General features: G+C 64.7%; 31 protein-coding genes and 1 pseudogene. 26 read left to right on the top strand and 6 right to left on the bottom strand.

What is annotated here, in order from left to right:
• Positions 1-15: 15 nt before the first annotated feature.
• From SCA03_RS14630 to SCA03_RS14605, 6 genes are all read right to left on the bottom strand, one after another.
• A complete protein-coding gene (locus SCA03_RS14630) occupies positions 16-1401 on the bottom strand; it encodes a phage portal protein (RefSeq protein WP_268932832.1) in 1386 nt (461 codons plus the stop codon).
• Between the two features lie 99 nt (positions 1402-1500).
• A complete protein-coding gene (locus tag SCA03_RS14625) occupies positions 1501-3096 on the bottom strand; it encodes a terminase large subunit domain-containing protein (RefSeq protein WP_086814146.1) in 1596 nt (531 codons plus the stop codon).
• A gap of 42 nt (positions 3097-3138) precedes the next feature.
• On the bottom strand, positions 3139-3840 hold the full coding sequence (locus SCA03_RS14620; RefSeq protein WP_443098230.1) for a phage terminase small subunit: 702 nt from the start codon (positions 3838-3840) through the stop codon (positions 3139-3141).
• Between the two features lie 176 nt (positions 3841-4016).
• Positions 4017-4583 (bottom strand): hypothetical protein, encoded by a 567-nt coding sequence (locus SCA03_RS14615; protein WP_086814142.1) that lies wholly within the window; start codon positions 4581-4583, stop codon positions 4017-4019.
• 221 nt (positions 4584-4804) lie between these two features.
• Complete coding sequence (locus tag SCA03_RS37245) at positions 4805-5158, bottom strand: HNH endonuclease (RefSeq protein ID WP_086814140.1); 354 nt, start codon at positions 5156-5158, stop codon at positions 4805-4807.
• Positions 5159-5445: 287 nt separating this feature from the next.
• On the bottom strand, positions 5446-5757 hold the full coding sequence (locus tag SCA03_RS14605; protein ID WP_141275426.1) for a hypothetical protein: 312 nt from the start codon (positions 5755-5757) through the stop codon (positions 5446-5448).
• 287 nt (positions 5758-6044) lie between these two features.
• Here SCA03_RS14605 and SCA03_RS14600 point away from each other — a divergent pair, with 287 nt between their 5' ends.
• The 26 genes and pseudogenes from SCA03_RS14600 to SCA03_RS14470 all read left to right on the top strand — a co-directional run bounded on the left by SCA03_RS14600 (position 6045) and on the right by SCA03_RS14470 (position 23083).
• Positions 6045-6536, top strand: coding sequence for a hypothetical protein (locus tag SCA03_RS14600; protein ID WP_086814136.1), 492 nt, complete (start codon positions 6045-6047; stop codon positions 6534-6536).
• A gap of 46 nt (positions 6537-6582) precedes the next feature.
• Positions 6583-7116: a hypothetical protein gene (locus SCA03_RS14595; RefSeq protein ID WP_086814134.1), complete on the top strand. Its 534-nt coding sequence runs from the start codon at positions 6583-6585 to the stop codon at positions 7114-7116.
• 23 nt (positions 7117-7139) lie between these two features.
• The gene (locus SCA03_RS14590) at positions 7140-8399 is read left to right on the top strand and encodes an MAB_1171c family putative transporter (protein ID WP_086814132.1); all 1260 of its coding nucleotides are present in this window, start codon (positions 7140-7142) and stop codon (positions 8397-8399) included.
• Positions 8396-9001: a phosphatase PAP2 family protein gene (locus tag SCA03_RS14585; protein ID WP_230988675.1), complete on the top strand. Its 606-nt coding sequence runs from the start codon at positions 8396-8398 to the stop codon at positions 8999-9001. Before SCA03_RS14590 ends, SCA03_RS14585 begins: the two co-directional genes overlap by 4 nt.
• A 929-nt stretch (positions 9002-9930) precedes the next feature.
• A complete protein-coding gene (locus tag SCA03_RS14580; RefSeq protein ID WP_086814130.1) occupies positions 9931-10326 on the top strand; it encodes a hypothetical protein in 396 nt (131 codons plus the stop codon).
• 384 nt (positions 10327-10710) lie between these two features.
• Entirely contained in the window at positions 10711-10911 is a 201-nt protein-coding gene (locus SCA03_RS14575) for a hypothetical protein (RefSeq protein WP_086814128.1), read from the top strand.
• 94 nt (positions 10912-11005) lie between these two features.
• Positions 11006-11314: a hypothetical protein gene (locus SCA03_RS14570; RefSeq protein ID WP_141275425.1), complete on the top strand. Its 309-nt coding sequence runs from the start codon at positions 11006-11008 to the stop codon at positions 11312-11314.
• A 142-nt stretch (positions 11315-11456) separates the two neighbouring features.
• The gene (locus tag SCA03_RS14565) at positions 11457-11705 is read left to right on the top strand and encodes a hypothetical protein (RefSeq protein ID WP_086814126.1); all 249 of its coding nucleotides are present in this window, start codon (positions 11457-11459) and stop codon (positions 11703-11705) included.
• Between the two features lie 104 nt (positions 11706-11809).
• Positions 11810-12010 (top strand): hypothetical protein, encoded by a 201-nt coding sequence (locus tag SCA03_RS14560; protein WP_086814124.1) that lies wholly within the window; start codon positions 11810-11812, stop codon positions 12008-12010.
• The gene (locus tag SCA03_RS14555; protein WP_141275424.1) at positions 12011-12292 is read left to right on the top strand and encodes a hypothetical protein; all 282 of its coding nucleotides are present in this window, start codon (positions 12011-12013) and stop codon (positions 12290-12292) included. It begins immediately after the preceding gene.
• A 1085-nt stretch (positions 12293-13377) separates the two neighbouring features.
• Positions 13378-13572 (top strand): hypothetical protein, encoded by a 195-nt coding sequence (locus SCA03_RS14545; protein ID WP_141275422.1) that lies wholly within the window; start codon positions 13378-13380, stop codon positions 13570-13572.
• A gap of 96 nt (positions 13573-13668) precedes the next feature.
• A complete protein-coding gene (locus SCA03_RS14540) occupies positions 13669-14937 on the top strand; it encodes a hypothetical protein (RefSeq protein ID WP_086814118.1) in 1269 nt (422 codons plus the stop codon).
• Positions 14938-15008: 71 nt separating this feature from the next.
• The gene (locus SCA03_RS14535) at positions 15009-15581 is read left to right on the top strand and encodes a hypothetical protein (RefSeq protein ID WP_086814116.1); all 573 of its coding nucleotides are present in this window, start codon (positions 15009-15011) and stop codon (positions 15579-15581) included.
• On the top strand, positions 15581-15865 hold the full coding sequence (locus tag SCA03_RS14530; protein WP_086814114.1) for a hypothetical protein: 285 nt from the start codon (positions 15581-15583) through the stop codon (positions 15863-15865). Before SCA03_RS14535 ends, SCA03_RS14530 begins: the two co-directional genes overlap by 1 nt.
• A 28-nt stretch (positions 15866-15893) precedes the next feature.
• The gene (locus tag SCA03_RS14525) at positions 15894-16697 is read left to right on the top strand and encodes a M48 family metallopeptidase (protein ID WP_158102234.1); all 804 of its coding nucleotides are present in this window, start codon (positions 15894-15896) and stop codon (positions 16695-16697) included.
• Positions 16698-16706: 9 nt separating this feature from the next.
• Positions 16707-16955 (top strand): hypothetical protein, encoded by a 249-nt coding sequence (locus SCA03_RS14520; RefSeq protein ID WP_141275420.1) that lies wholly within the window; start codon positions 16707-16709, stop codon positions 16953-16955.
• Positions 16936-17193 (top strand): hypothetical protein, encoded by a 258-nt coding sequence (locus SCA03_RS14515; RefSeq protein ID WP_086814109.1) that lies wholly within the window; start codon positions 16936-16938, stop codon positions 17191-17193. Before SCA03_RS14520 ends, SCA03_RS14515 begins: the two co-directional genes overlap by 20 nt.
• Before the next feature lie 315 nt (positions 17194-17508).
• Positions 17509-18075: a hypothetical protein gene (locus SCA03_RS14510; RefSeq protein ID WP_086814106.1), complete on the top strand. Its 567-nt coding sequence runs from the start codon at positions 17509-17511 to the stop codon at positions 18073-18075.
• 91 nt (positions 18076-18166) lie between these two features.
• Positions 18167-18970, top strand: a complete 804-nt coding sequence (locus SCA03_RS14505; RefSeq protein ID WP_086814104.1) for a RecB family exonuclease — start codon at positions 18167-18169, stop codon at positions 18968-18970.
• 88 nt (positions 18971-19058) lie between these two features.
• Positions 19059-19331, top strand: a complete 273-nt coding sequence (locus SCA03_RS14500) for a hypothetical protein (RefSeq protein WP_086814102.1) — start codon at positions 19059-19061, stop codon at positions 19329-19331.
• 32 nt (positions 19332-19363) lie between these two features.
• On the top strand, positions 19364-20170 hold the full coding sequence (locus SCA03_RS14495; protein WP_086814100.1) for an AAA family ATPase: 807 nt from the start codon (positions 19364-19366) through the stop codon (positions 20168-20170).
• Positions 20148-20648: an endonuclease VII domain-containing protein gene (locus SCA03_RS14490; protein ID WP_308697820.1), complete on the top strand. Its 501-nt coding sequence runs from the start codon at positions 20148-20150 to the stop codon at positions 20646-20648. Before SCA03_RS14495 ends, SCA03_RS14490 begins: the two co-directional genes overlap by 23 nt.
• Positions 20649-20813: 165 nt before the next feature.
• A pseudogene (locus SCA03_RS37240) lies at positions 20814-21038 on the top strand (hypothetical protein); the annotation flags it as partial.
• A 34-nt stretch (positions 21039-21072) separates the two neighbouring features.
• Positions 21073-21762 carry a topoisomerase gene (locus SCA03_RS14480; RefSeq protein ID WP_230988674.1) on the top strand — a complete coding sequence of 230 codons (690 nt, stop codon included), beginning with the start codon at positions 21073-21075 and terminating at the stop codon, positions 21760-21762.
• Positions 21763-21767: 5 nt separating this feature from the next.
• Entirely contained in the window at positions 21768-22277 is a 510-nt protein-coding gene (locus SCA03_RS35520; protein ID WP_230988684.1) for a DUF3310 domain-containing protein, read from the top strand.
• Complete coding sequence (locus SCA03_RS14470; RefSeq protein WP_086814095.1) at positions 22274-23083, top strand: metallophosphoesterase; 810 nt, start codon at positions 22274-22276, stop codon at positions 23081-23083. The genes SCA03_RS35520 and SCA03_RS14470 overlap by 4 nt, the downstream gene beginning before the upstream one ends.
• Positions 23084-23091: the final 8 nt, after the last annotated feature.

The raw sequence follows: 23091 nt of genomic DNA, 5'->3' as shown, positions 1-23091 counted from the left end.
TCCTTTTGTCAACCATCAGGCCGCGGGCATGGGCTCGCTGCCCTGCTCAGCGTTGTCCTGCTCGTTGCTCTCCTCGTCGGACGGGCGTCCGCCGATGCGCTGGGCGAACTTCTCCGCAAGGGAGTCACTGCCGTACTGCTCCTCCAGGCGCTGCTTCACGTCATCGATGTCGCGCTGAGTGAAGCCGGGCATCTTGGCCAAAATCAGATCAGTCGGCACACCGATGTTGAACAGCTTCACGCCGGCATCGGCCGCCTGCGCGAGGGAGCGATTGCCCTTGTCTGCCCAGGTCACCTCGGCATCGACAGCGTCCCACCCACCCTGGTCTCCGGCGATCAGTGCGCACAGGCGCAGGACGAGCTCCCAGGACTCGCCGAAGGAGTGTCGGATCTCGTCCACCTTCCTGGTGAAGGCTGATTCGGCCGCGGCCAGCGCGTCCGCACTGAGGTTGGCGAGCTTTCCCGACAGCAGGTAGTGCGGCGGTGTCTCGGTGACGGCGCACATGTGCCGTACGACGAGTTCGATCGCGTCGAGGAAGTCCTTGGTTTCGGCGGCCGGCAGTTGCCCGAACGAGGTCGATTCATTCGGGGAGATGAGCATCGTCGAAGGGTCGAGGACCGGTGGCACATAGGTGGGCTGCCCGTCCTGGTCGAGGATCGGCATGCCATTCTCATCGAGCCGCTCGACCGGGGACAGCCCCGTCGCCCAGCGCACCGCGAAGCCCGTGTAATGCTGGGCGATCAGCAGACTCAGGAACATCTGATTGAGCTTGTCCTGCTGCCTGATGACGCCCTCAACCATGCCCGTGGTCCGGCCCAGGAGATCCATCTTCGGCGTGAAGCGGATGATGGGGCACACCCCGAGCCCATGGGGGAACCGACTGAGGATGCGGACCTTGTCCGTCACCTCGACCTCGTAGACGAAGGTGTCGTCGAAGTACTGGCCCTTCACCCGGTTCTTCTTCGAGTAGTTCACATCTTCCAGGTACAGCGCGTACAGCGGGAAGGCGTCGAAGACCGGGTCGTCGTAGGCTGCCATCATGCGGATCGCCGGATACCCGCGGACCTGCGGCTCCTTGGGGTTGGCCGGGTTGGGCAGCACGGACACGTAGGAGCTGCCCGTCGCGAGTGCCTCGCGGTGCACGAAGGACTGCCGCTGGTCGAGGCGGTTGTGCTGCCACCAACGCCACTCCGGCGGGTTGCCGGTGACGTCGGGCCGTCGGTAGCCCTCGACCGCGATGGCGTTCGTGGGCGCGTCCAGCAGGAGCGGGATGATGTTGTGCGTCGACCGCTTCACCAGCTCCTTGAATTCCGGATTGCTCTTCCGAGGTATGTACGGAGAAGCGTGCAGGCCCCGCACATACCGGTCGATCAGGTCGAGCCTGTCGTAGTCGAGCTCGATCCGGGACCGCGCGAAATCGACCCGGGATTCCAGATCCGGGAGTTCGGTGGGGTCGATGCCAATCTCGTCGACAATGTTCGTATCGATACGTGGTCCTCCTTAGAAACCCCCCACCTGTTGCAAGGAGGGCACACGCCTGGGGACAGTGTTCAACTTGCCGGATTCGTAAAGACGTGTCCGTGCGATGAAACACAAAAGCATCGCCGCGTACGCGTCGACCTTGTATGGCGATTCACGGGACGCCTTTCCGAAGGAGATGCCGAAGCGGTTGTGTCGCTTCCGTGTGTTCTCCACATGGCGCTTCAACCCGAAGTGGCCGGTGTGCTTGACCCGCCCAGCTTCTATCGCGCCCACCAGCGCCATGTTCTGAGTCGTGATCTCCTTCTGGTTTCCCTTCATGTCGTAGGCGACGTGCGACCGTCCAGACGCCTTGATCGCGAGCCGGGGCGCGTATTCCTCGGACCACTGATTGACGTATGTTTCCCAGAAGGCGGTGTCGGAGAAGAACGCCTCGACCCGGTAGGTGCGGAAGACCCAGTCGACGAGGTCGGACACCTCCTGCTTGTCGACGCTCCAGTTCTTCGCCTCCGGCCCGTCCGGCTTCTCCCATACGCCGATCGGCTGTACGAGCTGGTCGTGCACGCGCATAGCGACGACGGCCGTTGCGTCGTCCGATTCGCCGCCGTCCAGGGCGAGCACGATCCGGTCGCCGGCCCGCAGCTCCTCATCGGTCTCGCACGCTCCCCACGCGACGGGGTCGACCAGGGCGTCATCGGCGGCCGTGACGAGGTTGCAGTATTTGCGCAGCACCTCCTCGCGGGAGACCGTGCCGGAGTAGCACTGGTCGAGGATTGAATCGATGTCGACCCAGTGCGCGTCATCGGCCGCGGCGGCGATGGCCGCACGCAGTTGATGCTCGTCTTCGATGTCGAAGTCCGGGTTTGCCGAGACGCTGTCGTAGTACAAGCCGGTGCGCCGCTGGGAGCCGTCCTGCTGCTTCTGCCACGCGGTATGGACCCGTTCCGCGATCGAGTCCTCCCCGACCACGTACGCGTTGGTGCCCATCAGCGTCCGGCCGCCGACCTTGGCTGCGTTGGCGGTCGCGGTGGCGTACACCTTGTGCCCGTGGTTGGACTCCAGCCAATGCCACGTCTCGTCGAGAAACAGGGCCGATGGCCGGGCGCCCTCTGCGGACCGGAACGAGGCGGTCTTCGCCTCCAGCAGGCAGAACGTCCCGTCGGCCTGGCGCGCGTGGTAGCGCTCCTGCCCGGGGTCGATCTGGTACCGCTCGATCGCCTGCGGGGTGAACAGGCTGTGCAGCGGCAGGACCATGTTCTTGGTCTGCTCGATGTTCACCGCGTAGAGCTGCACCCACGGCTCGGAAGGGTGGGTGCCGATGGGCATCCCGTTCTCGTCCCAGTGGGAGAACCGCACCGGGCCGAGGAACTCCATGCCGGCGATGCTCGCCATGACCGGCGACTTGCCCTTGCCCTTCATCATCTGGAGGACGCCGGTCCTGTACATGAACTGGCCGTGCTCGTCGATCTCGTACCACCGGAGGATGGTGCGCACCTGGGAGGGGATGAACCGCCAGTCGGCCCGGTAATTCTCCGCGGCCCAGCGCAACAGGCCCCAGCCGAGGGTGCGGTTCGGCGGGGGCACGTAGTCATCCTTGACGGAGCGCACGGGATCCACGACGCACCCCCTCTCTCCCGAGGGCCTGCGTCGTGCTCCTCGTCAGCGCACTGCCTCCGCGTACTCGCGCATCAGTGCGGAGATCGCGTCTTCCATGTCGTTGTCCTCGACCTTCGCCAACTCCATCTGCGCCACCCGGCGGGACGCCTCGGTGGTCAGCAGCAAGGCACACGCCTTCGTCACAGCGAGCAACATCTTTCCGCCCATGTTCCGCCCGGCCATCAGATGCCGGTGCATCATCTCCGCGACCAGGACCGCGAAGGCGATGTCGGTCTGCTGGTAGTACGTCGACTGCCCGGACTTGCTCAGCGAGGTGAACCAGGTGGTGGCCACCGGGTGCCAGTAGTCCTGCGGCTCGGGCCACGTCGTGGGGCCTGGCTCGACGGCGATGCGTACGCGGCGGCGCACGGCTTCCGTTGTCAGGAAGTCTTCAAGAGCCTGGATCAGCGCGTGTGCGGTGTCGGCCGCGATCCGGTCTTCCTGCCGTGTGAGGCCGGCGTCCACGGCCGTGATGACGTACCGCAACTGTGCCCAGTCGGAAGGTTCGAAGTGGTAGGACTGCGGACTTGCCGCGTACGCCTCGTAGAGCTGCTGGGCGATCGGGTGCCAGCTGCTGTCGCTCTCACCTAGGGCATCGTTGCGCCGGCCCCCGGACGGTGACTCGATGACTTCGACGCCGTCCTTGTTGCGCCTGCGACGCATCTTCGGGTCCTTCGGAGCGGGACCCCGAATGCCCAGTGCCACCGGTCACCTCCCCTGCCTCACCTGAGTCGATTAATGCGGGAGGCCCTCCGGGAGTCATGCTCAACCGGAGGGCCTCAACCGCGGGATCAGAGAGGGCAGATAGTGATTCAACCCGTGCACCCTCTCGCTGTATAAGGTGATGCCCCAGGCGGTGTATCCGGCGTAGAAATGGAGAGTCATCGCGCCGGATCGTTGATAAAACGAGTGAGGCGATCGACAGCTCGTGTCACCGCTTTCCGGTCTGTCACCCGCTCACCGTCGACGAGACGGCGGAAGATGAGATCCCGGTCCTTCTGGGACAGACGCGGCAGGTTCTCCTCGACCGCCAACATCAGCGGATCGTTCTGGCTCTCCGTTCCGAGGAAGGGGAGCGCGGAGCGCACAGCCGCTGTCGAGTAGACCCCTTCGGGCGGGCCATAGGCCCCGCGTGCTGTCTCGAATGTGGCGTGAGAGGAAGTGAAGGCCCACCCAGCCACACGGGCTTCCTGCGCCTCGTCAGCGGCGATCTGATGCCCGTAGGTGACCGCGGAGCGGTACAGGTACCGGCGTGGATCTTGGGCGCCGGACATGCCCCGTACGAGGGTGCCGGCGTTCACGATCGTCTTCGCCGCGATCGACTGCCCGAGGTCCGCCGCATTCGACCGCGGCCACAGCCGGGCTGCTTCGGCGCCGGCCTTCCCGCAGATCTCCGAGAGCGCTGTCTCGCCCCCGGCGAGGCCAATCAGTTCCGCAACCGCCGTCATATGTCTCCGTGTTCGAGTGGGAGCTGCTGGTCAGCCCCTCACTCTGAAATTGACAAGCCTGCGTACGTTTGTCAAGTAGGGGGTGCTGTGCCCCCGTAAGACGGAGAGGGGACGCGTGGCCCAGGGAGCCGCGCCGAGAAGCGAGCCCGCCTCGCGGCTGAGGCGGCGAAGTAGGGCACCGCTCTTCGTTCGCGAATCGTGACCGGTCGGCAGGTCCCAGGTCACAGTGACCCGAGTGTCCTGCCGCGCTCTCCGGATACCTGACGTGCGGCTGCCCCCCGGCGGGTGCGCCTGGCTGCTGCCGCTTCCCGCGCTGTCTTCTTGTCGTGGTGGTACTTGCACAGCACCCACAGGTTCTCCGGCCGGGACGTCCCGCCCTGGGAAACAGGCACCTTGTGATCGACGGCGTCGCCCGGCGCCAGGCACGGCCGCCCGGTGTCGTAACGCACGTGCTGACACAACCCGTGATGCCGGCGCCAGGCTGCATCACGCAATGCAGCCCAGTTCGAGGGGAGGTGCTCCCCACGGGTGGAAGAGCCCCAGCCATGGACAGCAGCCTCGGGAGCGTGGGACATGGACCTCCCCTTCGTACATCCACCGGGCCAACCGGCCCGGTGGTTGTCTACAACCAGCGCATTGGAAGCGCTGGTCATCTTCTGCTTCGCCCGCGCCGGCCTTCCGGGCCGGCGGAACGTCACCGCCACCAGGCGGTGTCGTCCGCTGCGCTCACCCCGCGCAGCGGTCGGGATCGACTTCGTCTCCACCGAATTAAGATGATGCCGCAGGCGCTGACCTGGCGGCTTTGCTGCCGCTGTAAGACCGCAGCCGGGCCCCCGTTACCCCAGCCGCCGAGCCTTGGAGGTCACGCGTAGACGTTGGTCTCCACGAGAGTGGCCGTGTCCGCTTCGTCTATCCGCAGCAGGTACTCCACAACCTGCTCCCTCATATCGACTTGGCCGGCAGTGAATGCCTCACTGAAGACGGCGTCGAGGCGGCCACATCGGCACGCTAGGAATGAACTGTGGCTGAGGTGCTCGACGGGTGGATGCTCCACACCAACCTGCACTTCGCGAGGATTCTCCGCGGTGAATGTCCCGGACACAGGATCCGGGCCCGTCACATGCGAACTCGCGGTTGAGGGACCTTGGCGGGGTGTGGTGTCGGAGATCGTCACGGTGTGATCCGTCCCGTCGTCAATTACATGGGGGATGTGCTCAGCTCAATGAGGGGGCCGGCCAGACGAGGCCCGATCAGACATGCGTCATTTCGGGCACCCTGTCGGTTCCGGGACGAGCCGGGCATCGGTGTCACGCGAGGTGCAACCTGACGTTAACTGACCGTCAACGGATTGTGTCAAACCATCGTTGGCAAAAAGATGCAGGGCCCACCTGGTGCAACGATGGTTTGTCGTCGCAGGTAGGGTGGCCCCACCCTCACTGACCGAGAAGGACCGACATCACCGTGACCCCACCCCATGCCAGCCGCTCCTTCGCGGAGCGGCTGAATTTGTTGTTCGAGGCATGCGCCCCCGAAGACCCCGCCAACCCGGGCAACTACGTCGAGTACACCAACCAACAGGTGGCCGACGAGATCTGCCGTCGCCACGGCGAGGGCACGATCAGCGCCGAGTACATCCGGCGGATGCGCAAGGAAGGCGGCCCCAACCCCACTGAGCGGTACCTGTCCGTACTCGCCGACTTCTTCCAGGTCCCCCTCGACGCGTTCAAGATCACCGGAACGCCCAGCGAGGTCGCCGAAAAAGTCATGGACGAAGCACAACGGTTCGTCGAACTGAAGCGTCGTCAACAGCGGGCGCAGGAAGAAGCGCCTGACATTGCCGTTTTGGCACGCGCCGCACGGCGCCTGTCTCCCGCCGGCCAGGCGCGAGCCGCTCGCTACGTCTCCCACCTGGAACAGCTCGAACAACTTGAGAGCGAAACCGGCGACGGCTGAACCCGCACTGGTCGCTGACCCCCCTCGTTGCAGTAGGTGTACCCCGGTGATCAACCACGCCGACAGTCGAATACAGCGTGCCCTGAACCGTGTTCCCGTCCCGTACCCCCTGACGCTCGACTCGCTCTTCGCCGTGATCCGGGACCTCTACCCACGCCCGCTGAAACTCCTACGCGGAGCACCCCCGGTCAAGGGACTACGGGCCAACGGCTTGTGGTTGACACGTCCCCACGCCGACAGCGACGCCATGTGGATCGCCCCGGAACTCACCGGCGCGGCTGCCGTACACAGCCTGGCTCACGAGGCCGGCCACTTCCTGCTCGGCCATGAGCCTGTGGAGATATCCGAGCCCGCACCCGAACCGGACACAGAGTTCCAGTTCCTCAGCTCAGCGTTCCTCACCGGGTGTCTGCTCGGCCGTGCCCGAGCACAGGACGGGCCTCACGACCCGGAGCACGTGCAGATCGAGGACCAAGCCGAACGCTTCGCCTTCGCCCTACGCCGTAAGGCAACCGAGCTCGCACGCGAGAACCGCCACCGTGGAGACGATCTCCTCGACCGGCTTCACCACAGCCTGTAAGCCCCGTACCGAGAAACACCGCCGTGCCTGCTGACGACATCATTGACCTGCTCACCACCATTCCGCTGTGGGCGGTGGTAGCCGCCCGGCTCTATGCCCGACCCAAGACCCCCGGACAGTGGGCTATCTGCTGGACGTTCATGGCCCTAGCAGTCGCCGCCACCCTGCGCCTGACTGCGGTCGAGCACGGCATCGCCGTCCTGACCGGTATCCCCGATCTGGCGATCCTGCCGAAACACCTGCTGGTGATGCTCTGCTGCGCCCTGCTTCTAGGGTGGGTGGAATCGGTGGTCCCACCCCGTGATCCGGAACCAGCGTGGCGCCGTTGGACGGGCCACAAGCAGCGCATGGCTCTCTTCATCAGCACGGGCTCCGTCGCGACCGCGGTCTTTCCGTACGCCCTACCGTCGATGAGAGCGCCTGATGGCTCCACCGACTTCGCCACCCCGCAGTACGGCGACGTCCCCGGCACGCTGCACCTGGTGATGTACCTGCTTCCCATGGGCGTTGCACTGTCGGTATCAACCATGCTCTGCATCACCGCAGCCCGGCGGACCGATGTGTGGCTGCTGCGCCTGTGCATGTATTTGATGGCCGCCGGTGCCGGCGTAGGCGCCCTCTACCCGTGCTACCGGCTCACCTACCTGGTCTGCGGACTCACCGGCTGGGCCTACCCGCTCACCGAAGCCGAGTTCCACCGAGGCGGCAGTCTCATCCAGGCAGCAACAATCCTCCTCGTGATCATCGGAAGCTCGGTCCGAGCTGCGGACATGCTCTGGCGCTCGGTCCGTTACCGCCGCGGCCTGATCGCACTGCGGCCTCTCTGGCAGGAGCTCGTGTCGGTCCTGACGCCCGACGTCATCCTCACGCACCTCAAGCACGGCACATCTCCGAAGGAAGACCGGCGTCGGCTGCGGGACCTCTACGGGCGCCTGGACGCCCGCGTCGTCGAAATCTCCGACGCGCACTTCGAGCTGCTGCCCTGGATCAGCACGGACCTGCACCACCGGGCTCTCGTCGCCGCACGGGCCGCGGGGCTCCACGGCGCGGACGCACGTGCAGCGCGGGAAGCCATCTGCCTGCGAGCCGCGCGCACGAAGGCCATCGACGGCGAGGCGCACGCCTCCCGGCCGGCGGGGCCCGTCCTGGCCCTGCACAACGATCTGCTGGACAACGCCTCGTGGCTGGCCAAGGTTGCCCGCCACTACACGTCCCCCCGTCTGGCCGCCGTCACCGCGGAACTCATCACAGCCCAGAAGAAGTCCCAGGAAGTTGCCGCATGATGAACGCCGACATCGCCCACCGCGCAGAGAACCGTGCCGCCCGCCTCATCACCGACGGGATGGAGCCACGCAACGTCATCGTTCTGGTGAGTCTCGGCGTCGGCGCGGCCCAGAGCAGCCCAATGATCGGACTGCTGTGGGCGCTTGAGGCCATTCTGTTCGCGGCGCTGATACCCATGGCGTACATCAAGTACGGCATCCGGAAGGGGCAGTGGGCCGACCGGCACGTCGGACAGCGGCAGCGTCGCCTGTTGCTCATCCCCGTCATCATGGCGTCGGTTGGCGCCGGCATCGGCGGGATGCTCTGGTTCGGCGCCCCGCAGGCGATGTTCGCCCTGGTCGTCGCGATGCTTGCCACCCTGGCCGTGCTGCTGCCCGTGACGGCGGTATGGAAGATCTCTGTGCACACCGCCGTCGCGGGGGGATCCCTCGCCATGCTCGCCCTCACCTACGGGCCGCTTATGTGGATCGCTGCCCCGGTCGTTCTGGTGATTGCCTGGTCTCGTATTTCTCTCGGTGACCACACGCCCGCCCAGACCATCGCTGGTGCTGTTGCGGGAACGGTGACGTCATACCTCGTCTTTGCGGCCCTCAGCGCATGAACCGGTTTGGCCGGCTGGGCATAGAAACCCGTACAGGATCTCGGGTGCTATGACGCCTCGGGCCTATACGCGCGCGCACGCGAGGCACCCCCCACCCACTTCGTTTCGCTAACGAAATTTTCAATTTCATTCGCGAAAAATTCCATGTTTTGGCTCGCCTCTCGCGCGCGATCCTTTTTTGCTCACGACACTGTGATCCAGTTCACATGGCTGCCAGCTTTACAAACGGATTGGCGAACTGCTGTGATTGCTCACGTCGAAAGCGACGCGGCGCTCCAAGCGCAACAACGCGAACGACACCCCTGGCGGATTACTTGCCGGAGTGCTGACGATTGCAGCACTTGACAAACGGACGAGACACTCCGCTACAGTGGAAACCACGCACCACCGAGTGATGACGACCGCACGACCGTGGCCCAGCTCGAATCAGTGGTGCGTGACCCACTAGTCGACGGCAAAGTCGGCGAGTGCTCGAAATGGCCGCATGGCCCATTGAGCACCCCCCCTCCTTTGTTTCAGTCACTGACTTGACAAACGGAGAAAGCCATCAAGTAAAGTTGGTGGCACACCAAGCGGGAGGCAGACGCCATCCCCGGAAGCCAAAGCATGAACGCATCACACAAAAGCGTGATGTGAATGTGAGGTCGGCGCAGTGAAAGCCTGCGGTGTCCGGTGGACAGGTCACGCAAGAGCTGCCGAACAGACGACTCGCACCTTGACTCGACAATAGAAAGGCGCCGCATCCGCCAGAAGCGATGCGCGGTGACGGGACGGACGTCGACGTGTCCGCCGGACTGTCACCGGATCCCAACAAGGCGAGTAGCTCACTTGGCGGCGGGTGTACAACCCGCCGCTTTCTGAGCCACTCGGCTTGACAAACGGATTAACTCGCTAGATGCGAGGTATTAATTCACGGGAGAGGCTGATCCATGATCACCGATTTCACTGCTGACGTTCTCATCGGGAACATCCTTGTCAATGGCGGCGCCACTTGGGCGCCCGGCAAGGCGGCCCCGACGGCCGGGTACGCGGTGAGCCTTCCGGGGCACGAGGTTCGGATCCCGGTGAACGACCCGGAACGAGCGGGGCGGCTGGCCTGGTATGTGGCCAGCACCCTGCGACTCGTTCTGGAGCGGACCGACCGGGAACGCTACTTCGGAGCGTGGGTGGACAGCGGGGATATCTGTCTGGATGTCTCCGAGGTCATCGAGAACTTCGAGGACGCGATCTATGCGGGAGTCGCTGCCGACCAGGATGCCATTTTCGGCATCCGGGAGGGTGACGTCTACGACCTGCGTACCGGCCGCTGGGGTTCTGTGAGCTGATCGCTACTTGACAAACGGATAATAGTCTTGAAAACCGTAAAGAAAATCGCGGACAGAATTGTCGGAAGCATCGTCCTACTCCTGGTTCTCAGTTTCTTCGACTGGGGTGTGAAGGTCGCCGCTGCGGCCATCGTGACGTCCCCGGTGTGGGGACCGTGGCTGGTCATTCGGGCAGCTGCCAAGCGCCGCAGTCTGGCCCAGGAATCCCACGAAGGCGAGGAGGCCGGGGGACCCGAGGGCGTGAGCGATATCCCACCCCCTCCTGCACACCAGCCGGTCGCGACCTACGAGGGGTACAGAGTCTTTCCACTCCCGCCCCTGGAATGAGCGATTTTGAGCTTGCTCTGTCATGCCGGGGCAAGCCGACACACGAAGGAGACAGAAATGCGTAAGACCCTTGTCAGCTCGCTTGTTGGGGCGCTCGCTTCTGCGGCCGTGGCCTTCGGAATCGGAGTGCACGTCGGCCACACACAGGCACCCGCCGTCGATCCAGTTGTGACCTACAACGACGGATGGCTGGACGGACAAGCGGACTTGCGTGAGGAGGAGGCCCAGGCCGGCCGGGAGCTCCCGTCCGCGCGGTGATGAGTGAAGGGGCGTGTTGGGGCATGGGTCGCCGCCCATGCCTCTTCATGCCTGGTCACTTGACCAGAGCGCGGGACGACTAAGGGAGGAATCCGTGCGCATTCGCGTGGTGAATTCTCATGACTACATGACAGAGGGGGAAACCCATATCACAAGGGAGGACGTCTATGGCGCTCTCCGTACAGCGCCGGGTACGCACAAGGAACTGTTCATCAGTCTCGGCCCCGGAACCTCGGTTGAGCGTGTGGACTCCACCAAGGGTCGGAGGATCTACGGCTCCGCATGGGTGGGGATCATTCAGTATCCCGATGGCGGCATTGCCACTGTGGCGCGGCAAGGAATACCGCATCGTCTCGGCCGCGAGGTTGTGGAGCAAGGCGAAGCAGAAAATCAATATCACTGAGAGGTACCTGTATGTACGTCGCTCATATCGGGCCTGCATGGCACCGAATTTTCGATACCTACTCGGAAGCCGTGGAATACGCCGCTAGGTATGGCCTCCCCCCTGCATTCGTGGAACTGAATTTGAGGAAGAGGAAGTACCAGTGACGAGTACTCAGCGCTCAACGGGCCGCGTGAAAACATACACCTTCGCCGAGGTGTCCCAGGTGGCAAATCATGCTGCCGACACAGTTCTCGCGGAGATGGGCCTGGATGACCGGGATTTCGACGTCGTCGGCCTCGTCGTGAACTACTTCCTGTCCGGGCTTAAGACGCCGGGGATATCCCTGTCCGACGCGGCTAGGGAGAACTACGAGTGTGATCTCGAAGAAATCCGAGGCTGGTTGACCTGACGGCTCGAACGTGACGCGCTTTGCTTGGGGCTGCCTGTCTCTTGATAGTCGGCCCTTTGCATGGCCTGTCAGTCCGACAGACCTAACCGAAGAAAGGGAAACCGATGTCTGAAAACGAGCTCCGTCGGGTGAAGGTCACGTACAGGATCGACGGAGGTGACGGACGGCTCCACACGGAGAAGGTGCTTTTGGAGCCCGGTTACAGCTCCGAGGACGACATCCCGGACATTATCGCGATCCGTCGCACTGGCAGCAATGAATTCGCGCCCCGAATTCTCGTGCAGGACATTACGGTGGACAACTGAATGAAGGAAGTAGTTGTCTTCATCGCCTCTCAGCATACGGCTTCGCCACGTTTGCGGGCGCTTTGGAAAGTCAGCGAGGAAGACGCCAAGAAGATATGCAGCGATCGTCGGATAGCAGGCCGGTCCTGGATGCTGTGCTGGACAGCGGCGGGCGTCGACAATCCGAATGTGCGGGAGTACGTGCCCGACGACGGGCGGCACGCAGATGTCCTCGCAGAGCACGGGGTGACCGTGCTCGATTCATTCGTCATGCAGCAGAACTCTGCTGCTCAGTCAATCTGAGGAGGAGACGCGGTGGGGAAGGGATCCACGAAGGGCAGCGTGCAGCACACGAAAACGCTTCCCGGGGGAGAGATCGGTTGTTGGGTGTACTCCTGCGAGGAAGCCGCCACGCGATGGATCGACATGGAGCGGTACGGGAACCCGCGTTTTCTTTCGACGTCGTACTGCGATTCGCACGGTGACTGGGAACTGGACGATCCGGATAATCCGCGTCGAGTTCGGAAGATACGGAAGTAGGCGAGCATGGCCGTGACGACGGAAACTTCCGTCTACCACTGCGAATGCGGTGGTGAGCTCCAGGTGAATGCCAGTGCGTGGCTCAATCTACGTAAGGGGAGTAAGGGGAGAGCCGAGCTATCAGTCTTCGGGTTCAGTGAGGTGGACTTCGAGGTCGTCTGTGCGCTGTGTGGTGAGCGATCCCAGTCCGATGAATTGGAAGAAGAGATAAAGCACTTCATCTATGGGTCGGGGAGGGCGGATTGGTTCAGGGGGTAGAGAGGTCCGGGCCTCCCGCATGGTTCTTCAGGTATGCCGGGATGGCGACCCTTGGCAAAGAGGGAACCCCTGACTACCAGGGCTACGTGGTGCGTGTATCGGATGCTCGTGCCCTGGAAAAGAACTGGTACGTCTACAGAGTCCGGGGGACGCCGCGCGAATGTACGTGGCTGACGGCGAAATCATCGCTGTATGAAGCAATGCTTCACCTCGAAAACCACGTTATTTGAGTAGCCCGTCGTTTTGATGGCGGGCGGGTGACTTGCCCGTCCGTCGTCATCCCAACGGGAGATGCAGGCTGCACAAAGCAGTGCCGACCCGAGTCAATTCGGGTGCTTTTATCTGGTGCCTGGAAAGGAAAGGGTGAACGTTAATGCGGGAAGAGTACTTCACTTATCAGGTCGAGTACGCCACCCCGAGGGCTATTCCCGGGGATGGCTTCGAGTGGGTTACCCATACGAGCGTGACATGTCGAGTGCGTATCAAGGCGCTTCGCGCAGCCCGTGCCGACGCGGCGCGGTTGCGTAAGTGGCACAGCAAGGTGCGTATTACCCGTAACGGGGAAACGGTGCGGTGAAGGCGTGTCGTATATGAAGTACATCGCTATCCACTGTGAGGAGCACAGCCTCGATCCCGAAGAGGTGTTGTGGTGCATCGAAAAGTCGCGCCGCACGCCCGGCACCGGTAGCGGAGGGCAGGAGCTGAGTCCGCTTTTCGAGCTAGACAACGTGTTCGGTGGTGACGTGTGTACCGCAGTGGCCCGCTCGGCGATGCCCTCGGGGTGAGCTCCAGGACTGGCCGGCCTCGGGTGCGTGGCCGACGCAGCGGCTTCTCACTCATACCTGACTTGACAAACGGACAAGTAGCGAACGGAGAGAGATATGCGCGAGTTCAAGATCTCTGAGAATGCCCGCCGCTACCTGAGCGCCTTCGGTCTGGAGCGAACAGCTCAGGAATTCATCGAGGAGCACGGGTGGAAGGGGTTCGCCATCGTCGAGGCTTACGACGGTTCCCCGCTGCCTTGGGAATACGAGCTCGGCCCCGGGCAGCACACCTGCCGGTGGACACGAGACCGAGTCAACAGCGACGTGATCGTGGCCGAGTTGTCCGAGTTCGACGATGCCCAGTGGAACGTCTACGACGAGTTCCGCGGAATGATCGCCTACGACTACAGCCGCGAGGACGTGCGGACCGTAATCGAGGGGCTGGAGAGAGTGCTCTCCGAGTACTCCGTGCTGGACGACGAGGAGCGTGGCGACCTCTTGTGGGAGGAGGCCGCCCAGCAGCTGCTCCGGTCGGAGGTTCTGCCGCCCGAGCTGGAAGTTGAAGAGGTGCTCGACGCGCTGTGCGACCGGGGCGTCAGTTTCTGCCAGCAGTGCGAGAGCTGGCCCATCAAGGAAATCGTGAAGGACTTCGGGCACCAGCAGTGCGAGTACTGCAACGAGTGGATCGAAACGCACCAGCCGGACCCGCTGTGCTACGACTGCGCCCGGGAAGAGGCCGACACCGACTGCGATTGCCAGCTCATCGTGATCGCTGGAGCCGAATACGACTCGCGGCCGGTCACTCGTGAGCTCCTCGACACCGTCCAGGAGCAGTGCCCGATGTGCGGCACGGGCCCGACGGCCGACAGCAGCGGTGTCGATACGGGCAAGGGCGGTCCGATAATCGGCACCGGCCTGCGACTGGTGGACGTCGACACCGGTGACGTCATCCAGCCGGGCACGTGGCTGCCGCACATGTACGAGCCAGGAGAGCACGTGCAGTACGCGGGCCCCCAGAAGTGCGGTGATACGACGGTCGCGATCCTGCGCTACTCGGACGTCGACTTCTACTGGACGGGCTTCCCGACCGAGGTGCGTGCCCGATGGGACAGCGCGGAGGTGCCCGGTCTCGCTCGCATCGACATCCACGAAAGCGGGGGCGAGGAGCGCTCGACAGCCGTGCTGACCGTCGGCAGGCACGTGGTCTCGTCCCACCACCTCTCGTGGGAGGCCAACAGAGCGGCGTTCCACGCAGAGGCACTCCACCACGCCCGCATAGCGGGCTGGCGGGTGCACCCGAGCAGCACTCAGTGGACCCCCACCGCCACGGGCGGCAAGGCGCGCCGACTGGAGCCCCTGGACTCGTGGGCGGAAATCGACCAGTAACCCGCCGGGGGCCAGGCGTCGGATCTGGCCCCCGGCTTTCCTCATCCATCTTCTGAAAGCAGCAGGGAGAAATGGCAACCGACTACGTGAGCATCGTGCACGAACTGCTCGCCGTATACAGGACGTTGAGGGAGAAGCGCGATGCTGTCCTCGACGGGTATCGCGACAAGAACGGGGAGGTGCCGCCCGATACCCACTCCGCTTATGAGAAGGCTCGGACGGACATGGCTCTCGCGGACAGCGATTTTCTGGCTGGAGCCATGGACTATCTCACCGAGCAGTTCGGCCCGCCGCTGCCCGGAGACACCTACACGGTGACTTACGCCGGGCCGGAGCGCCACGACGGGGAGCAGCCGTACGCCTGGGTCGTCAACGGCCACGACCTCGCCGACGCACGCGCCAACCTCAGCCGTCTTCCCACGTTCCGGGAATGGTTCGAGGATCAGTGCGCTTGGTCTTCTGGAGACGAGGCCGAGGGCGCGCCCGACATCTGCTTCCTGGCGAAGGAATCCCATCCGGGCGTCCCGGAGTGGGGCTACTACAACGACCTGCGCCGTGAGCAGTCGGCCGAGCTCCGGCGTCAGCAGGCGGAGCCCCGGGCCGAGCGGCCTGCTGTTCAGCAACTCCTCGCCCAGGGTGCGTGATGGCGGGGCCGACGCCCTACGGAGGGCTGGAGTGGGCGGCGCACAACGTGGCCGTGTGGATCACCAGTGACGCGCGTCTGCACGGCGAGGCAGTGACTCTGGCGAAGAGCCCGCGGTACGGGCCGGGACGGCTGGAGACCTACGTCACCGAACTGCTGTGGAATACGCCGCCCGGTGTGCGCGGGGACGACGCCCGGACCATCGCGGCCGTCCGGGACGGAATGTCCCGCCGTGATTTCGACGACATCGACTGGCGTCTGGTGCGCGCCGAGATTCTTGACTGAGAGGAGACCCATGCCCGACGCGGCACAGGTGAGCACAGAACTGCGTTACGTCATCGATGAGTCGAAAGCGCTGCGGCGACACCCCTACGAGCTGGTCGTGTCAGAGCGTCGCTGGCGCACCTTCGGCGTGACGGTGAAGGCGGACGGGAGCGTGGTCGTCCGCGTCCCCGTGCTGGAGCGGGAGGACTATCCGCAGGTGGTGGGGTGGCTGGTGAAGCAGGCACCGCGTATCGCGGGTCTCGTGGCCCAGCAGCGTGCCACTGCCCCTGCCCACCCCGTGAAGCGACTCATCCCGGGGGAGGCATTCGATCTGCTGGGTGCTTCGTACAGGCTTCGACCGGTCACCGGCTACGAGCCGGTGATCGAGGTGGACTACACCGGGTCGGGGAACAAGTTCTTGATGGCCGACCGGGCGACGCTGGCGCGCCGGGGTGCCCGGCTGCTGGTCGACTGGTACGTGGAGCAGGGGCAGATATACGCCGAGTGGGAGCTGGACCACTGGGTCCGGCGTATGGGGCTGGCCGGCCGTGTCCCGGATCTGCGTGTGCGGGGCCGTGACATGGGCCGCACCAAGTGGGGGCGGTACCTGGGGCGGGAGCACCGTATTGAGCTGAACTGGCAGCTCTTCCAGCTCGATAAGAGGTTCGTCCAGTACGTCATCGTGCATGAGCTCGCGCACGCGACCAGGCCCGCGGAGCGTTGGCACCACGGCCCGCTGTGGGAGGGCGAGATGGACAGGGTCCTGCCGCATTGGCGGGTGGTGCGCGAGGCGATGACGGAGCCGGGCAGGCACGTGTGGCAGGGCGACGTTCGGGCCGGAGGGGAGAGCTGAATGCGGCCGGTGGAGTACGCGCGAATGCAGGTCCGGACGGCCGGGGACGGATGGCCGGAGGCGGTGATCTACGCACCGGAGGGGACACTGCGCAGCCGAATGCCGGGCGACGCGTCGTGGGGCGAACTGGCGCGGGAGGCGATGGCGTTCGCTCGCACCCACCGCTGGCGTCCCGAGGAGACGAGTCTCTACTGGTATGTGGCCTCGGACAACGGAGAGATGACGAGGAATCTGGAGCGTGACCGTGATGAATCCTGAGCGACTGGACCTGAATGCGCTGGCGGAGAGCGGTGATAGTGAGCTCGACGCGCGTGACGGTGTGCAGGAAGTGACGTGGTCGATGATCTTGAAGTACGCCCTGGATGAGCTGCCGCCTCCCAGCGCGGAAGCCTTCGCTGACTGGCTCAACCGGGAGTGGTACGGGTTCAACGAGGGCGGCGACCTGACGAATGGGGAGGTCCTGTCCGGGGCGCTGAGGCAGTGGAGGGGGGAGTGATGCAGCCGACCGACGCTGTTGCCGGGTTGGCCGGTGTGCTCCTGGTCGGCTGTCTCGTCGGTGCGGCAGCTCATCAGAGGGTTGCTCGCCAGGGAGGGACGGAGCAGTCCGCGGCGACGGCATGCCTCGTGGTGACGAGCGTGGTCGGGGTGCCGGGGGTCGTGCTCTCCCATGTCGACTGGCGACCGGCCTCGGCGTACGTGCTCGCCGCGTGGTATCTGGGGATGAGAAATATCAATGTGTAGTCGGCCGAAGGCTCTTAGTAACCGACCCCGCACTTGACAAACGGACATTGCGAGGGACAGTATCGGCGGTGTGGCGAACGACGAGATGACGGAGCGAGATCGGCGCATTGACGGCATCGTCCGCGAAGCCCGCGGTGATGACGGGAAGATCCGCACCAGTGCAGTGGAGGCACTGCGCACCATGGACCCTCCCGTGTCCGTGGCGCGGATCGCTGAGCTGCTCGGCGTTACTCGTCAGAGCATTTACTTGCACATCCGGGGCAATAAGAACCTGCTCGATCGCAAGCACAACGAGGAGCTGGAGAAGCTACGTCCCTTCGAGGTGCAGCACGAGCACCGGAAGTGCACTGCCTACGTGAACCTGACGCATCAGATCGACTACTACCTGAGTGACGGGAAGCTGGCGGACTACAAGCTGAAGCGGCTGCGGTCATTCTGGCGTGCGCTCGGGACGAACATGTCCCAGGTTCTCGTGTATGACCCCGAGCAGGAGCCCAACTACGTCTCGAAGGAAGGCGGGTGGCGGTATGAGACGCGCCAGCCGGCCGACGAGGACTTCGTGGTTCGCCCGCCCGGTGAGCTGACGGACGAGCAGAAGCGCGTTCTCCGGCGCCCGGAGGGCTGGGAGAGTATCTGAACGGCTCCACAGGAGAGGGCCCCGCGGTGGCGGGGCCCCTCTCCGCACCAGGACTTGACAAACGGATCGCATTGTTCGTAAAGGAGATGGTTTGGGCAGCGACGGCATGCAGCAGCGCATCGAGGAGTACAAGACCCGGCCGCGGTCCTACTCCCAGGTCTCACAGTGGTACCGATGCGGGCACCAGTTCTACCTCTCCCGCATCAAGAGAGCCTCCGAGATCCAAGCCGCATGGTTCGCGCACGGCTTGGCCGTGCACTACGCGGCCGAGCAGTGGGAGACCTCCGGCCGAACGCTGCCGCTGGAAGAGGTGCACCGGCACTTCGACGAGAAGTACACGAGGGAGATCGCCAGGGCCCGAGCTGTCGAGCCCGACGAGCGGCAGTGGTTCAGCTCGGGGCCGTACGCGGGTATCGAGGACATACACCGCCGGCACATCATCGGCCTCAACCAGGTGACGGCCTACGTCGACTACTACCAGGCTCACCCTGACGAGGTGCCCTGGCCGGGAGCCGACAGCATCGAAACCGAATTCGCCCTCGAACTCGGGGGCGTGAAGGTCGTCGGGTTCATCGACCTGGTGGTGGACCACCCCCGGAAAGGTGTGGTCGTGCGCGACACGAAGACGGGTCAGAAGCCGACCGAGCACACACAGCTTGAGCTGTACGCGCTGGCGGTCAACACCTTGCACGGGGCCGAGTGTTCATGGGGGGACTACTGGCTCGCCAAGACGGGCCGCACTTCCCGGGCCCTGCCCCTGGCCCCGGACGCCAGCCGCCTCACGGAGTGGGTGGGCGCCATGGACGAGGGGGTGAAGCGCGAGGAGTTCGTCCCCAACCCCGGGCAGGCTTGCGCCCGTTGCCCGGTGCGCCGGCACTGCGCATACGCCATGTGACCTGACTCGCACTTGTCAAATGGAAACAGGCTTTACGACGGCAGTGCCGGCCGCTCGACCTCCGCTCCGCCCGCAAAGGAAGAAGCCCATGATCCGTGAGTTCGCCGACTTCGTCGCCACCGACATGTCCACCGACGACATCGTGGAGGTGGCACTGACCACCGTCGACGCGTCCGCCCCGGCGACCCGCGGCGATGTCGCCGCGGCCACAGCCGAGCTGCTCGCCCTCGCGATCCAGACCGAAGACCAGCAGGCCGAGGACCTCCAGGACCGCTTGCACGGGCTTCACAGCGCGATCACCTCGCTGGAGATCCGACTGGCGGCACTGGAGAGGGCGGTGCCCCGGACGACTGCCGCATAGGAAGTGCACGTGATCAACAGAAAGGAGGCTGCATGTTCTCGTTGACGCAGTCGATCCGGGCCATGGGGGACGCGGGGGACCCGCTCCCTACGCCGTTCAATGCCATCGAGAGGGCGGGCACCAAGCTCTACCGGGGCCAGGTCTCTCTCACTTCGGCCGGCGGCGGTACGGGCAAGTCCGCGTTCTGGCTGGTGTGGATGCTCAAGGCCCGCATTCCGACGCTCTACTTCTCCGCGGACTCGGATGCGTTCATTCAGACCAGCCGGGCCATCAGCGCCCTGTACCAGGTCGACATGGAGGAGGCGATGAGCGCGGTCCGCCGCAAGCAGATCGCGCAGTACGCACTCCGGCTGGACCAGTGCCCGATCCGGTTCAACTACAACGCCAGTCCCTCACTCGACGACATCGAGAACTCCCTGCGGTGCTGGTACGAGCTGTACAACGAGTACCCGCACTGCGTCATCGTCGACAACGTGACCAACGTGAGGACCGGCGGGGAGGCGAACGCCGAAGACCCCTTCGCCGGACTCGAAGCGCTGATGGACTACCTGAATACGATGGCCCGGGAGACCGGCGCTCACGTGGCGGCGATGCACCACACCACCGGCCCGTACAACGACGGTGACAAACCGATCCCGAAGTCCGGAGTGAAGGGCCAGGTCACCCGCGTGCCAGCGCTTGTGTTCACGCTGCACAAGCCCAGCGAGGACACCCTTGCCGTCTCGGTGGTGAAGGACCGATCGGGGCGTTCCGACGCGACGGGTTCCAGCTTCGTCGAGCTGCGCTTCGACGGGCAGACGATGCAGATCACCGACGATGTGTTCCTCGTCGCCGCCTAGGGGGGCGACGATGACACGGAAGGGATACCGCCGCTGCGCGCGGTGTGAGCGCAACCGGGCTGAACGGTTCTTCGCCGGTAAGCGGGGGCGTATCTGTGCCACGTGCAAGCGCAAGTCGCGTAGCCAGGCGAGTCACGCGGCACGCGTGCAGGCTGTTTACGGCCTGGGCCCCGGCGAGTACGACGCCCTTGTCGCGGGACAGCAAGGTCGGTGCGCGATCTGCGACGGCACCCGCCGGCAGCGCTTGTCCGTCGACCACGACCACCGAAGCGGTGTCGTGCGCGGCCTCTTGTGCCGGCGGTGCAACGGCCGACTGCTCACCGCTGCTCGCGATGACCCAGCGCTGCTGCGCCGGGCCGCCGACTACCTCGACTCCCACCCGGCGACGCGCATCCTCGGGCGAGAGGTGTACGTAGGCAGCGCGCCGATGAAGCGCGGCTACACCTCTCCGGCGCTTGACAAACGGATAGCTGATTGACAACCTGAAAGTGAGGCACAGACGTGGACACGACGTCACGTTCCGCGGGACCCCGACGAACGGGCAGGTCCCAGCGACTCGACCGCATCGAGCCACATCAGCTCGACCCGACCTGGCACCTGATGTCCCAGGCCGGACGGCACTTCCCGGTAGAGGTGAGGGTCGATGAGCACCTTCGGGCAGCCTCGGCACCCCGGCGCTGAGCCCGGCCCCATCCGAGCCGTCCTGGCGCACTACTTCCCGGAGTGGGAAGCGCCACCGAAGCGCAGCGGGTGGATCTCGTGTACATGCCCCAGCCCCCAGCACGACGACTCCCGGCCTTCGGCCTCGGTCAACTACGAGCTCGGGGCGGTGAACTGCCAGGCGTGCGGCTTCAAAGGCTCGGCATACAGCATCATCATGAAGCAGGAAGGAATCGGGTTCGTTGAGGCAAAGCGCAGAGCAGCGGCGCTTTCTGTGGAAGGCGACGACAGCCTTCCGCTCCCAGCTCCACGGCTCCCCGGGCGAAGAGTATTTGGCACACCGGGGGATCGACCCGGAACGGCTTCCCAGTCTGGGGCTGGGCTACGTCGGCGCAGAGGTACCTTCAGGACTTGAGGCGTACCGCGGCTGCCTGTCCGTCCCGTACATGCGCCGGGGCGTCACGGGTGAATGGTCGGTGGCCGGCATCCGGTTCCGCTGTGTCCGCGACGCGTGCGTCAAGGGGGACGACGGCGCGTTCCTGGAGGACGAGCAGCACGACGGGCACGGCAAGATGATGTCCATGCCGGGGGACACCCACCGGCTCTACAACCCGGTCGACGTCCTCGACTCCACAGAGGAGATGTCCGTCGTCGAGGGCGAGCCGGATACGTGGACGTTGAAGATGTGCGGCGTCCCGAGTGTCGGGGTCGGTGGGGTGCACGGCTGGAAGGACCACTTCACCGAGGCGTTCCGCGGGTTCAGGCGCGTATGGATCTTCGCCCAAGGGGACAGACCCGGTCGCGAGTTCGCCGACTTCGTCGCCTCCCGTGTCCCCAACGGGCTGATCATCACGATGGAGCCGGGCACGGACGTGAACCAGAGCTATCGCCGCCACGGAGTGCAGGCGATCCTCTCGAAAATCGGAAGGTGAAGAACATGGCGTTCGTAGAGAACGACTGGGTGACGGTGAGCAACCCCAGGACGCTCGCGGCCCGGATGTACGCAGGCCGCACCGGATGCGTGGTGGCGGTCGAGGACCACCCCTACCCCTATCTCGTCGAGTTCGACGGCGGTGGACGTCTCGCCTTCGCCGGGGACGAACTGAGGCTGTCCGCCTTCGAGGACGATCCGTGTCAGCCGTGTCCACACCGGGAGGGCCTCGCCTGCTGCGCCGAGTCACAGGCCCGTGAAGCCGACTTCGACGACGAGCACTTGACAAACGGACGACAGGTTGACGACCCGGTGAAGCATCCCGCTCACTACACGAGCTACCGCGGCATCGAGGTCATCCAGCTCACCGAGCAGATGAACTTCAACCGCGGCAACGCGATCAAGTACCTCGCTCGCGCCGGCCTCAAGGACCCGGACACCGAGCTCCAGGATCTGGAGAAGGCCGCTTGGTACATCGGGCGTGAGAAGCAGCGCGTTCAGGGGGTGCGGGCATGAAGCGCGTGGTCGTCATCAGCGACACCCAGATTCCGTACCACGACGGCCGGGCGTTGAAGAACGTCCTGGAGTTCATCGGGGCCTACGAGCCGGACGAGGTCTTCCAGATCGGTGACCTCGTCGACTACCCCACGCCGAGCCGCTGGAACCAGGGCACCCGCGGGGAGTTCGAGCAGGCCGTCATGCGTGACTCCGAGACCGCGAAGCGGGTGTTCCTCGAACCGCTGCGCAAGGTCTACGACGGGCCGCTGGGCATCCTCGAAGGCAACCACGACGAGAGGCCCCGCGTGTACCTCGCGCAGAACGCCCCCGCTCTGGCGGAGTTCTCAGACGCCTTCCACTTCTCCAAACTGCTCGACTTCGATGGTTTCGGTGTCAAGCACGTCCCGTCCTTCTACAAGGTCGGCCCCGACACGGTCCTCATCCACGGCCACGAGATCAAGGGCATGTCCCAGATCGCCGGCACCTCGGCCTACAACCACGCGGCCAAGGCGGGCGTGAATGTCGTCATGGGGCATACCCACCGGCTCGGCGTGCGCCGGCACACCGCCGGATACGTCGGTGGCGAGCCGGTCACCCGGTGGGGCTTCGAGGTCGGCAACCTCATGGACGCGAGCAAGGCGCAGTACCTCGGAGTCGGAGGCGTGGCCAACTGGCAGGCAGGCTTCGGCATCTTGTACGTGGGCCAGTACGACGTGAGCCCGGTGGCCGTGGACGTCCGCAAGGACGGCTCCTTCGTTGTCGAAGGGGACCGGTACGGCGCCCTGCGACGCGCACGCAACGGGCAGTTCGTGGCTGCCGCCTGAGACTTGAC

The sequence above is a fragment of the Streptomyces cacaoi genome (genome assembly GCF_006539165.1).
Lineage (GTDB): Bacteria > Actinomycetota > Actinomycetes > Streptomycetales > Streptomycetaceae > Streptomyces > Streptomyces cacaoi.
This window is presented reverse-complemented; position numbering and strand designations above follow the sequence as displayed.